Origin of the sequence: Alkaliphilus pronyensis, from assembly GCF_009017275.1 — a bacterium.
Lineage (GTDB): Bacteria > Bacillota > Clostridia > Peptostreptococcales > Natronincolaceae > Alkaliphilus_C > Alkaliphilus_C pronyensis.
Window position 1 is genome coordinate 1 of the sequence record NZ_WBZC01000034.1, and the last position, 11,662, is coordinate 11,662.

Below are 11,662 nucleotides of genomic sequence, written 5' to 3' on the forward strand. Positions count from 1 at the left end.
ATTTGATAACGGTTAATTGGTTTGTTTAAGTCTTCTTCCCTATACTCTCCACCATCTATGTAGCCTAACTTTTCAGCTTCTCTAATATAGTTCATTCCCCAGTGTTCATCTTCTGCTATAGGCTCTTCACCATGTAATGTGGCAACTACTGTTTTAATAAATTCAGCCTGTGTCATGGTTCTATTGGGCTTAAAGGTTCCATTTGCATAACCCTCTATACCACCCATTTCAACAAGCTTTGCTACTGTTGGTGCAAACCAGTCGCCTTTACTTACATCACTAAATCGATTAACTGTTTCATTAATGCTTCCGTAGGTAATTGTTAAGGTTGATGCTAAAACCATAGTAATTAAAATAAATAGTATTGCTTTTCTCATTATTAAACTCCTCCTTTTAATTAACACTGACAATATCTAAACATCTTAGTTATATCTTGTATTTTCTATGTATACATTAAAGGGGATTTCTATGTATCTTAGGGCTTCATCTAAAAATGGTATTAGTATTATCTTTTGATGGGTATATCCCTTAATTTCTATTGAAGGCAATTGCACATTGTAAAAGCTTGCTCCACTGTTGGAATAGCTGCCTTCTTCTATGGTTAAACCTTCGATTATTAGTGGAGCCTGCAAAAGACTTCTGTCCTTAGGTTTTAAGTTGTTGTCAAGATTAAAATCGGTTGTGAGCAACTCATAAAGATGCTCCTCAGCCTTTATGGGATCTATAAGACTTATACCTTCTCTTCTATATTCATCATTTATAGATAACTCTAATGAGTCCTGTGCTATTATTTCTATTCTTGTTTGTAGTGTTGACTGAAAGGATTGTAATCTAAAGAATTCAACCGCAATTCCAATGATTGCAAAAAAAATAAAGAACTTAATAATTGATATTAAATTAGACTCTCCCCTAATACAGGTTAATTCTTTGAATGAAATATAAATACTTTTCATTTACCATCCTTCCCCATAGCCGGAGCCATAATATCCTTGATTTGTACCATGTACCCTTAGCTTTAGGGGTATGGAAACATTCCAATACCCACTAAAGCTAACATTGTACTCATATTCTACATGTAAAGATAGTCCATCACCTAGCTTGTTTGCATAATTATTAAAGCTTGGTATTGCTGTAGCTGTAATATCCCTAGGGTCTTTGTTTCTTTTCACTAGCTGCTCTTCAAGATAATCTCTGTTTATCATACCCTCTGATTGGGCCTTTCTCATGGTTTCATTTATAGCCATGTATACCATACCTACATCCACTAAAAAGATGGATAGTTGAAATATTAAGAGAGTTATTATTAGTAACTTAAACATATGGGCCATTAAGTCCAAATGTAGTTCCCCTCTATTATTTTTTATAATGCTTCTTATTAACTTCATAACAAGCTCCCTTATACTTTTTCTTATAACTCATGGGGTCTAAAATACCTTTGAGAATATGAATTTTGTCTTACTGATAAAACAAAATCAAATTCTAGGTAGCTTTTATCCATTTGCATAAACCTGAATTCCATATTATAATTCATTTCAATGCCAAGCCCTTCCCTTTTGTTTACCTTCATCATTTTTTGTGGAATATATATTGCTTGTAATCTACCTCTATCTATATTAAAGTCATCCAACAGCTCTTCATAGAGATTCAACACCTCTTGATTAAAGCCCCCCTGTTTTTTTGCTAAGGCTACTGTCGAAGAAGCAATATTGTTTAAGCTTCTATAGGTAGAGTAAACATTTGCTATAGAGGTAAGCACTGGGAGGAATAGTAAAAAGCATAGGATAATTACTAATCCTCCGAGGGTGCTTAAACCTTTTTCATTTAACAAAGACTTATTTTCTAGTTTTTTAAATTGTGACTTTTCTATTAGCATTTTATATTCCTACAGCATCTTTAAACAATTCAAATAAACCAGTTGCTATTGCTTGAACCTCTGTACTAAAGATGGCTAGTACAGCAATTGTTACTACTACAGCAATTCCTAAACCAAATATCTTGTTCATAAATATCCCTCCTTTAATAAAATTGTGATGCAAAATCAACAACAAAGGATAATGCTACAGCCACTGCATTCATTGCAAAAATAGAGTATAGGGCAATTGCATTGTTTCTTTCTAGCTTTTCTGGCCTAAGCATCATTTCTTCCTTTACATTATCTAAATTCATCCTTCTAATTCTTTCCTCTTGAATAGCATATAGGGTGTCAACATTTTCCTTTGATGTTTCTATTCCTGTAATAACAGCCATAATATAATTTTGTATTGCAATAATCCCTATAGTATTTGAAAATTCCTGCAATGCATCCTTCTCCATCATTCCTGCCTCAAGCTTTGCATGTAAAATTTTAAGATCATAATATAGTGGACCCTTACACACCTTAAGGTAATCCTCTATTGTATGAATAATGTTTTTGTGGGGGGAAAATCTTAGGGTTCTAGCAAACCTCGGAAACTCCTTAATAATGTTGGCATTAAGCTCCCTTAGCCTTCTCTCCAGCTCTGTATCAGGTTGAAAAAAAAGCAATAGAGCAAACATGATACACACCGCCATAATTACAATGCTTGCAAAGCTAAGGATAACCCCTATCATTAGCATTACAAAGGGATATATAATTTTTCTAGCCTGATGCTGCTCAGGAGTTATTGTTTCCCCAACCCTTAGTAGGTCCTTTTCTAGTTTAGCCCGTTGAATTTCATCTATTTTGATCTTTGTATTAATAAAGCTAGCCACAGGTTTAAACATTTCCTCTAATAGTGGTGTTTTATTCAGCTTTAATAATTCCTGTGATCTTTTATATCTTTTAATAAATGTATTGTTAGGCGTAAAAATAAGTAAAGATTTTAATTTAACTAAAATTACAAAAACAACTAGTGCTACTAATATTGAATACATTTTAGGTAAATCCATTTTTGATCCCCCCTGCTTAATCTAACTCTACCTTAACAGGCTTATTATCATGGTACATTTTGTAGCTAACAACTATTAGAATAATAGCAATAGCCCCTAAGGTAATTTTCCCCCTATAGTCATATACCAAAAGGTCATAATAGCCCTTGTATCCAAACCTCAGAATTAAAAGATTTAATGGGAAAAATATCAATGTTGCAATAAACTCACGGTTATATTTTTTTCTAACTAAGTCAAAATCTCCTTGAACCTGCTGTAGGTCCCTCATATCCTCTGGAATTGTTACCATTGTATACTTCAGCTGCTGACCCTGCTTTTCTGTTTGAATAGCAAGCTTAATAAATTCTTTAAAGTAATAATTATCAATTTTTTCCTCTAGATGTTCTAAAGCTTTAATGGTATCAACATTCAAAACTTGCACTTCATTTACAAAGCTGTTAAAGTACTTATTTAAAGGCTCTGGGATTTGATCAAGCTTTTTAATAACTGCTGTTACAATGTCACTTTCCTGTAAAAATTGCGCTATAATATTTCCCATTACTGAAGGTAATAGCTGGTTTATCAGTTGAAATTTAACTTTAGCCTTATTTTGAATGTATATATAGGGAATAGCTGACGATAGTAAACCTAATATTATCATCATAATTGGATTTCTTAATACATAACCTGCAATTATTCCTATAGAGCTAAAGCCTATACTATATTTTAAAAACCTGTTTAGTGTTACATCCATACCAGAAAGCTCAATTGTTAAAACAATCTTCTTTTTAATGTTTTCACTAATACTAGGCTTGCTTCTTAGTATTTCTCTTCTTCTTTGTTCCTTTAGTATTTCACTGTAGTTTTTTACTCTTTTGTCTGTCTTTTTTACTGGCAGAAGCAAAGAGGCTACCTCTACATTTAAAAGCATTCCTCCTAATTTAAATAGAGAAAAAAACATAGCCATTATTATTATTATTCTATATAGTACAAGCATATTAATTATCTCCTTGCCATTCTTCAATTTTACCCTTGTAAAACCTTGCTGCTCTCTCCTTACTTATTCCAGCCTCTATCAGTCTTTCATATAGTTTTCTACTAATATTTGAGTTAAACAGATGTTTTCCAGTAATAACCTTATACTTCTGGGATTCATTTGTTATTGGGTTCACTTCATTTTTTATGTAGTAGCCTTCTGCCTTAAACTTAAATATATCTCTATAAATTAAATCACCCTTTTCATCGAAGCCCTCTAACTCTGATATGCTTATAATTTTCCTAGAGCCATCCTTAAGCTTCCTTTGAAAAACACAAATTGGAAATCCATCAACAATCATATTGAGAATCATTTCTTGAGTTAATGTAGTCTTTCCCATCATATACATTTGTAAAACCCGTATGGGAGCCTCCTTTGGTCCATTGGCATGAAAGCTGTTGTATACCTGATGTCCTGTATTTGCTGCTGCAACTACAATTTGAGCCTCCTCTCCCCTCATTTCTCCTAGAACCAACGTTTCTGGTGATTGCCTTAAGGATTGCTTCAACAGTTCTAAAAGGTTTGCAATTCCTTCCTTTGTCTCCCACATAATTACATTATTAATAGATTTACCATTCTCATCAAGTTTTCTTAAATCTAGCTCGGCTGTATCCTCCATTGTTATAGTCCTTTTTCTACTGGGTAGCCTAGATAATATAGTCTGCATAGTTGCAGTTTTACCACTGTTGGTTGGGCCTACTATTTGACAGCTAATATCCCCCTCTCCTATAATATCTAAAAACTCAAACATTTCCTTAGTTGCTGTACCGTATTGTATAAGCTTATCGGCAGTAAATACCTCTCTTTTTTGCTTTCTTATGGTTAAATTAATACCCGTCAAGCATACAGGTTCAATAACCACTGCAACCCTCTGTCCATTCTTTAATCTGGCATCTACCACTGGCTCACTTGGGCTTAAGCCCTTGCCTACATTTCGAACAATTTTTTTAGCTATAGTTATAGCCTGATCTTGTGATGAGAATTTTCTATCGGTTATATACTCCTTCCCACCAATTACTATTCTTATATCATTAGGGCTGTTTACCCTTATTTCTTCTATTTCTCCATCTTCTAGGTAATCTGTTATAGGACCAAAATCTAATATATCGGAGGTTATTATTGAGGTGGTTTCCTCTAGTCCATTAATTCCTTCTACTAAAATGGCCTTTGCCTCCACATATTTTGCTATAAGCTCCTTTATTTTATTTCTTGCATTAATATTGTGTAAAGTGTTTTCAAATATATCTGGGTATGTATTTGTTAGATAATCTCTAACTTCACCAACTGCCTCCTCTAAGGAATGATTAATTGATTTTACATAATTTGAAGACTCTGAATCATAAATATTATGCTTTTTTAACCCTGCCTCATATTTGTCTCTATTAATATTAGGAATAATATTGGCCACCTTATCACCTTCTTTACATTGATTTACAGCTCTTTTTTCTTACAAGCCACTGCAATAGAAAGCCTTTATTACTGCTTTTTTCTTTGAAATTCTCCTCAGAGGTTATTATTTGATATGTTTTATTGACTCCTCTTATAATTTTAGTATCCTTAATTCCACCGCCATTTTCGTAAACCGTTTTTCCGTTATTCATATCCTTAACAACCTGCTTGCTGAAGGGTATTTTAGATTTTACTTGTAGACCAGTTATCTGGAAAACCTCATCCTCATGTAATAGCCCTATATCTTTATTTACTATTAAAACCAGCTTATTTAATGGAATATTTAGCTCACTAAATTGTACAAGATATCCCTTTAAGGCAATTAAGGTATTGTAATCATTATCAATTACAACAATAATCTTATCTGCATACTTCCATGATTCATAGCTTGTAAGCTCATAATAGGAAGAAGGCAGGTCTAAAAATAAAATATTAAATTTAGGTCTCGATAGTTGAAGCAGCCTAATTATTTTTATGTCCTCTAATTCGTTAAGCTCGTCAACTTTATTGGTGTTATTAAGGGCTAGACAAAATAAATTTTTATCTTTTTTATCATTAACATGGTAATTTATAATTACATCAGTGTCTCTTTCGGTTAACAATGCCTCCTTTAGGCTTTTATTGGCAGGTATATCAATATCCAGAATGGCAGGTAAAGATGAGGTCTGTCTGTTAAAGTCTATTACCCCTGTAAAGTTCCCCTTTAAAGAGGATGCCTTTGCTAAATGTGCAGTTAAAAAGCTTTTACCCACTCCAGCCTTAGGTGACCAAATGGCATATACTTTTTTATCTATGCCTATCATTAATTATCAAACCCCCTTTTGGGAACCTTTTGATTCTCCTCAGGTGCTTCTTCTTCAACGGATTGACTACTAGTACCAATAACTTCTAATGAAGCTCCGCTGGATTCAGTTCTTTCATGATTATCTAAGCTATTTTTATCTAGTCTTTCTTCCAGACTAGCTATTCTTGGTCGTAGGGCTAAATGAATAGTTCCATCATACATTCCCTGTACAATTAAAGCCTGCTGCTTTTTATTGGCCCTTACAGTTATAACCCCTGGTATGCCACCATCACTGCCACCACCTGTGTCTAGTTGTTTAATGTCTTCACCCTTTGAATTTACAATACTAACCACCTCTAGCATACTAAGCTCATCATTCATTATCACTTTGCTGGCTTGTCCATATTCTGTTGGCTTAATATAGATTATTAGCCTTACTAGGTCTCCCCTTTCAGGTATTCCACCTACCGCTCTAGCTAAGTCTGTTTCAAAGGAAATTCCGTCTAATTCTGGATTATCATATAAAAAAGCATTTACTGGTACTTCTTCATTTTGAAACATAGATTTCAAGGCTAGAACTCCCTTTGGAGTATGTGATATTGTGAACTTTCCAACTATTTCTGTCGGGTCATTAATTACATCACCGGGGAGTCCGTAGCTTCCCATTTCAACAACCTCTAAATCGCTTAATTTAACAACCTGATTGTTGCCTAAGCTATTATTCATCCTAACCACCATTGTAGTATCCCTTGTTCGCTCATTATCCATAGGAACAAGATAGAAGCCCACCCAAATTGATATAAATAAAAAAACTATAATTACAATTATGTCCTTTAGCCTTTTTTTCAAGAAAAGAAACTCCCTTCCTTATTTTACTTTTAAGCAAAAGCTCTTAATAAAACTCATTATTTTGCTTTTTTTATTGCTATTATTAAAGCTATATAATGAATAAACAATCTTGTTTATAGCCTCATCAAATTCGTGATCCTTACCAAACAGAGTCTGAGGCCCTTCATATAATCTCGATACTGCTTCTTTATATTTATTAGGTAGATAGAATACACTTTTAAACTCAAGGACTAGCTTATTAGAAGCAAACACCTCAATAGAATTCAATAGATCAATAATATCCCCTACGGCAGGTTTGCTTTTTTCTATTTCTTTATTTATTAACAGGCAACAGTGTTTAATATTATAATTTTCAATATGTGTCAGCTTATTAGGTAGTGAAAATAGATTAGGCAGGTATTTATCTATAACCAACAGCCTTTCATTACATGATGATAAAATTCCATTAATTACATCCATCTCTAAGCAGTTGGAAACATCCACTATAATGATGTTTGAATTAGATTGCTTTATTATCCTATCAAACATTTTGTAATTAAAGCTATAGCAGCTATCCCTGTGGTCTGTATAGATTTTTAGGTTGTTTGATATTGAAATTCCATAATCCTCTATATTTTCAATTTCATTGTTTTCTTTTAACTTTTTATTTAGGTTTTTCAGCTTGCCCATATTGTTAGTAAAATCAATATCAAAAAAGTACTGTATATCCTTTTTTATATGATCAGTATCGATTAGGGACACTGAAAGCCCATGCTTAGAAAAGGAGCTAGCCAAATTACAGGCTATGGTTGTTTTACCCAATGGTAATGGGCTGAATATTCCAATTATTTTTTTGTAATCTGAAGGTAGCTGATGTGTTGTTCCTGTATTAATTTTTTTATTTTTGTTTTTAGCTATAGATATTAGTTCAAGGTCATATCGTAGCTCTTCTGCATTGATGTAACGATTTTGAGGATTCTCATTAATACATTTTTCTATAACGGAGGCCATAGCCCTACTTATTGATTTATTGTAGGTTCTACTAAATGTAAAGGATTTGGTCATTAGATAGTAAAGCATTTTACCAAGATTATAAATATCCGTCCGTTGATCAGCATATCCCTTTAGCTGCTCTGGTGCAGCAAACTTTAAGGTTAGAGGAATATTCGAATTATCAACCTCCCCCTTAAGCTCAATAGAGATTCCAAAATCAATCAATACCGCCTTATTCTCTGGGGTTATCATTACATTAGAGGGCTTCATATCTCTATATATTATTGGATATGGCTTTATACTATGTAGGTATTTTAGTACATCCGCCAGCTGCTTACCCCATTCAACAACGGTGTTTTCATCAAAGGGTCCCTTCTCCTCCATTGCCTTCTCTAGGTTAGTACCTTCAATATATGTTTCTACAATATAAGTTCCGTTTTCATCACTAAATATATCAACTATTTTAGGTAAATGTATGTGGTTTAATTGCTTTAAAATTCCTGCCTCTGTAATTAAAGAATTATACTCATAGAATTTCTTAGGTATAAACTTTACTGCCCATAAATTATCTAGCTTAGTGTTCCTACACAGGTAAACCGTCCCCATGCCTCCCCTTCCCAGTACCCCTTCAACCATATACAAATCCTTTAGTATATTACCCTTTATGTTATTAGGCACCCCAAGGGATTTATTTTTAATTGTTATAAGCTCAGTCTCCATTTTAGCCAATATATTATCTCGTTCCATTTGCTCCCTCCTTATAAACTTTATCTAATTTCATGGCACACAGTTAATGTAACATAATTTACATTTTTTCTCCCCGTATTTGTTAACTTCTGTTAACTGAGTTATCTTAGTATTCTCAAGTAATATGTTGCATTGCATATAATATGTTTTTTACAACTAACTCTCTATTATTTTAATAATTTATTTTTGTAATTTTAAAAACTTACGCTTTGTTACATTTCAGAGTAAAAAAAATATGTAATTTACAATATTTTTAAAGGATAAACACAAATATTAATGCTGTTTTCTTAAAACCTTAAAGAAATTTTGTTAATTTTTATTTACTATTACATTATTTAGGATTAATGTTGTAACATTATACCAAATTATATATAACCTTGCAATCTATTATTAGAAAAATAAATGTGAAAAATGGTAGAAAAAAAAGCACTTTAAATAAAAGTACTTTATTTTACTAAAAACTCGTGATATTTCCTAGCCTCGGCAACAGGTATGTTTACTCTTAAAAATATACCTTCTTCTCTATACTCAGATTCAATAACAGCTGCAATACTATGGATTTGAGATGCGATGTTACCCTTAGTGTAGGGTATTAAAATTTCTATTTCCTCATTTTTTTCTCCTATTTCTTCCTCAATTAGCCTCAATAGCTCATTTAGATTTGTTTGATTGGCTGCTGATACAACAATTGAGTTTTCTTCCTTTGGAACAATATTTATATCCCTAATTAAATCTCCTTTATTATAGACATTTATAATCTTTTTTGTATCCACCTTTAACTCCTTCAATACTGTCAAGGTAGTTTCCCTTTGAAGGTCATAATCCTCATTAGAAGCATCAATTACATGTAGAAGTAAATCAGCATATTGAACCTCTTCTAAGGTAGCTTTAAAGGCATCGATTAAATTATGGGGCAGCTTACTGACAAAGCCAACAGTATCAGTTAAAAGAAAGCTAAAATTATTTGAGAAGACCAGTTTTCTCAAGGCAACCTCTAGGGTAGCAAAAAGCATATCCTTTGCAAACACCTGCTTTTCAGCTTCATTTTCAAGGCTCATCTTCAAGAGTGAGTTCATAAGGGTTGATTTTCCTGCATTTGTATAGCCAACAAGTGCTACAATTGGTAGCTCCGACTTAATTCGTTGTGATCGTTGAACCTCTCTAACCCTTTTTATCTCCTCCAGCTGCTCCCTAATATAATCTATTTTCCTCAATATATGTCTTCTATCTGTTTCTAACTTAGTTTCTCCAGGGCCTCTTGTACCGATACCAGCACCTAATCTTGAAAGCTTTTTTCCAAGACCAGTTAGCCTAGGTAACCTATACTTTAGCTGTGCCAGTTCCACCTGTAGCTTTGCCTCTTTAGTTGTTGCCCTATTAGCAAAAATATCTAATATTAGGGTTGTTCTATCTATTACATCAACTCCAATTATTTCTTCTAGATTTCTTATTTGAGACCCTGAAAGCTCATCATCGAATATCACTAGGTTTGCCCCCATTTTCCCACAGTAATCCTTTATTTCCTCCACCTTTCCCTTTCCAATATATAGGGCAGCATCAATTGTTGGACGACTTTGGGTTATTACTCCTAAAACCTCGACTCCTGCTGCCATCGATAGTTCCTCCAGCTCTGCAAGAGAGCTTTTCAAGCTTATTTGACCTTTTTTTCTTGTATTTTCTAAGCCAACTAAAATTCCTCTGTTAACTATTTGCTCATTGTTTTCTATAACCATATATTACACCCCTATTTCGAATATGTTATTATACTATTATTACCCAACCCTAGTGAAAATTAGCTATGCTTAGCTGCCATTATATATTTCTATTCAAAAGTAAAATCACCTTTAAAAACTCATCAATTATTTCAATTAGTAAAAAATCAAAATTAAAAGTATATTTGCGTTATTAACTGATTTTGTCATATAATAGTATAAGATAATAATCATATATAAAAAAAATTTTATAACAGGAGGCAAAATAATGAACACTAAGGAAATTATGGACCTTGCTTTAGAATTAGCTGGTTTAACTGAAATACCTGCTGATTCTGGTATTATTGTTGAGGGCGAAAAAATTAAGAAGGTAGCTATTGGAGTTGATATGGAATTAGCCGAAATGCTACTGGCAAGAGATTTAGGTGCAGATTTAGTAATTACCCATCATCCATCAGGTGGTAGCCCAAGAGTAAATCTACATAAGGTGATGGATAATCAAATCGACAGAATGGTTAGTGCTGGTATACCAATTAATAAAGCCCAAAAAGCACTAAGTGAAAGAAAGGGAGAAATTGAAAGGGCTCTTCATGTATCTAACTACGATAGAGCAGTGTCAGCTGCCAAATTAATGAAAATGCCCTTTATGGCAATTCATACACCTACAGACATAATAGCAGAAAATAAAGTTCAGGAGCTACTTGATGAAATGCTTAAGAGCAAACCTAAAGCTACTCTTCAAGATGTAATCGATGGATTGGAAACGTTACCAGAGTATCAAAGAACCATGGCGAAGCCTGTGATTAGAGTAGGCAGCAAGGAGGATTATGCTGGTAAAACCTTTGTTACAATGGCTGGTGGCACAAGCGGTGGTGTTAAGGTTCATAAAGCTTATTATGAGGCAGGAGTAGGTACACTGGTTACTATGCATATGCCTGAAGATGTAATTAAAGCAGTTAAAGAGCAAAACTACGGTAATGTAATTGTAGCTGGACATATGGCCAGTGATTCAGTTGGTATTAATACATTAGCAAAGGCCCTAGAGGATAAGGGTATAGAGGTTATTAGAATGAGTGGCTTAATTGATCCTAAATAAATGTATTATTTTAAAAAGAGTAAGGGGTACTTACTCTTTTTTATATTTCTAAATATTGATTAGGGTGTCAAAAGTACATACCACTCTGATCACGATTTCTAATATCCAATAGAAAATATATTCGAATCTTT

At 33.3% G+C, this 11,662-nt stretch carries 13 protein-coding genes; 1 reads left to right on the forward strand and 12 read right to left on the reverse strand.

The genetic code is table 11. The annotated features are described in order from the left end of the window. From F8154_RS09815 to hflX, 12 genes are all read right to left on the reverse strand, one after another. Positions 1-377: S-layer homology domain-containing protein (locus F8154_RS09815; RefSeq protein WP_192930239.1), on the reverse strand; the 377-nt coding region annotated here is incomplete at its 3' end. A 45-nt stretch (positions 378-422) separates the two neighbouring features. Beyond that, on the reverse strand, positions 423-953 hold the full coding sequence (locus F8154_RS09820) for a hypothetical protein (protein ID WP_151861447.1): 531 nt from the start codon (positions 951-953) through the stop codon (positions 423-425). After that, complete coding sequence (locus F8154_RS09825) at positions 954-1,385, reverse strand: hypothetical protein (RefSeq protein WP_151861448.1); 432 nt, start codon at positions 1,383-1,385, stop codon at positions 954-956. 23 nt (positions 1,386-1,408) lie between these two features. After that, positions 1,409-1,873, reverse strand: a complete 465-nt coding sequence (locus tag F8154_RS09830; RefSeq protein ID WP_151861449.1) for a DUF4320 family protein — start codon at positions 1,871-1,873, stop codon at positions 1,409-1,411. Between the two features lies 1 nt (position 1,874). Continuing rightward, a complete protein-coding gene (locus tag F8154_RS15530) occupies positions 1,875-2,003 on the reverse strand; it encodes a hypothetical protein (RefSeq protein WP_279237177.1) in 129 nt (42 codons plus the stop codon). A 13-nt stretch (positions 2,004-2,016) separates the two neighbouring features. Beyond that, a complete protein-coding gene (locus F8154_RS09835) occupies positions 2,017-2,907 on the reverse strand; it encodes a hypothetical protein (protein WP_151861450.1) in 891 nt (296 codons plus the stop codon). Positions 2,908-2,923: 16 nt separating this feature from the next. After that, positions 2,924-3,883, reverse strand: coding sequence for a type II secretion system F family protein (locus F8154_RS09840; RefSeq protein WP_151861451.1), 960 nt, complete (start codon positions 3,881-3,883; stop codon positions 2,924-2,926). A gap of 1 nt (position 3,884) precedes the next feature. Then, positions 3,885-5,330: a CpaF family protein gene (locus tag F8154_RS09845; protein WP_151861452.1), complete on the reverse strand. Its 1,446-nt coding sequence runs from the start codon at positions 5,328-5,330 to the stop codon at positions 3,885-3,887. A gap of 13 nt (positions 5,331-5,343) precedes the next feature. Continuing rightward, complete coding sequence (locus F8154_RS09850) at positions 5,344-6,174, reverse strand: AAA family ATPase (protein ID WP_151861453.1); 831 nt, start codon at positions 6,172-6,174, stop codon at positions 5,344-5,346. Continuing rightward, entirely contained in the window at positions 6,174-7,004 is an 831-nt protein-coding gene (locus F8154_RS09855) for a CpaB family protein (protein ID WP_151861454.1), read from the reverse strand. Before F8154_RS09855 ends, F8154_RS09850 begins: the two co-directional genes overlap by 1 nt. Before the next feature lie 18 nt (positions 7,005-7,022). After that, positions 7,023-8,723, reverse strand: coding sequence for a serine/threonine-protein kinase (locus F8154_RS09860; protein ID WP_151861455.1), 1,701 nt, complete (start codon positions 8,721-8,723; stop codon positions 7,023-7,025). 446 nt (positions 8,724-9,169) lie between these two features. Then, a complete protein-coding gene (hflX, locus tag F8154_RS09865; RefSeq protein ID WP_192930240.1) occupies positions 9,170-10,456 on the reverse strand; it encodes a GTPase HflX in 1,287 nt (428 codons plus the stop codon). 247 nt (positions 10,457-10,703) lie between these two features. On the opposite strand from hflX, the gene F8154_RS09870 reads away from it, so the two are divergent. Beyond that, positions 10,704-11,531 (forward strand): Nif3-like dinuclear metal center hexameric protein, encoded by an 828-nt coding sequence (locus F8154_RS09870; protein ID WP_151861456.1) that lies wholly within the window; start codon positions 10,704-10,706, stop codon positions 11,529-11,531. The last annotated feature ends 131 nt before the right edge of the window (positions 11,532-11,662 follow it).

Excerpts from the sequence above, each read along its gene's own strand:
- F8154_RS09870 (WP_151861456.1), top strand. The coding sequence starts at position 10,704 with ATGAACACTAAGGAAATTATGGACCTTGCTTTAGAATTAGCTGGTTTA.
- F8154_RS09835 (WP_151861450.1), bottom strand. The coding sequence starts at position 2,907 with ATGGATTTACCTAAAATGTATTCAATATTAGTAGCACTAGTTGTTTTT.
- F8154_RS09830 (WP_151861449.1), bottom strand. The coding sequence starts at position 1,873 with ATGCTAATAGAAAAGTCACAATTTAAAAAACTAGAAAATAAGTCTTTG.
- F8154_RS09825 (WP_151861448.1), bottom strand. The coding sequence starts at position 1,385 with ATGAAGTTAATAAGAAGCATTATAAAAAATAATAGAGGGGAACTACAT.
- hflX (WP_192930240.1), bottom strand. The coding sequence starts at position 10,456 with ATGGTTATAGAAAACAATGAGCAAATAGTTAACAGAGGAATTTTAGTT.
- F8154_RS09860 (WP_151861455.1), bottom strand. The coding sequence starts at position 8,723 with ATGGAACGAGATAATATATTGGCTAAAATGGAGACTGAGCTTATAACA.
- F8154_RS09840 (WP_151861451.1), bottom strand. The coding sequence starts at position 3,883 with ATGCTTGTACTATATAGAATAATAATAATAATGGCTATGTTTTTTTCT.
- F8154_RS15530 (WP_279237177.1), bottom strand. The coding sequence starts at position 2,003 with ATGAACAAGATATTTGGTTTAGGAATTGCTGTAGTAGTAACAATTGCT.
- F8154_RS09820 (WP_151861447.1), bottom strand. The coding sequence starts at position 953 with ATGAAAAGTATTTATATTTCATTCAAAGAATTAACCTGTATTAGGGGA.
- F8154_RS09850 (WP_151861453.1), bottom strand. The coding sequence starts at position 6,174 with ATGATAGGCATAGATAAAAAAGTATATGCCATTTGGTCACCTAAGGCT.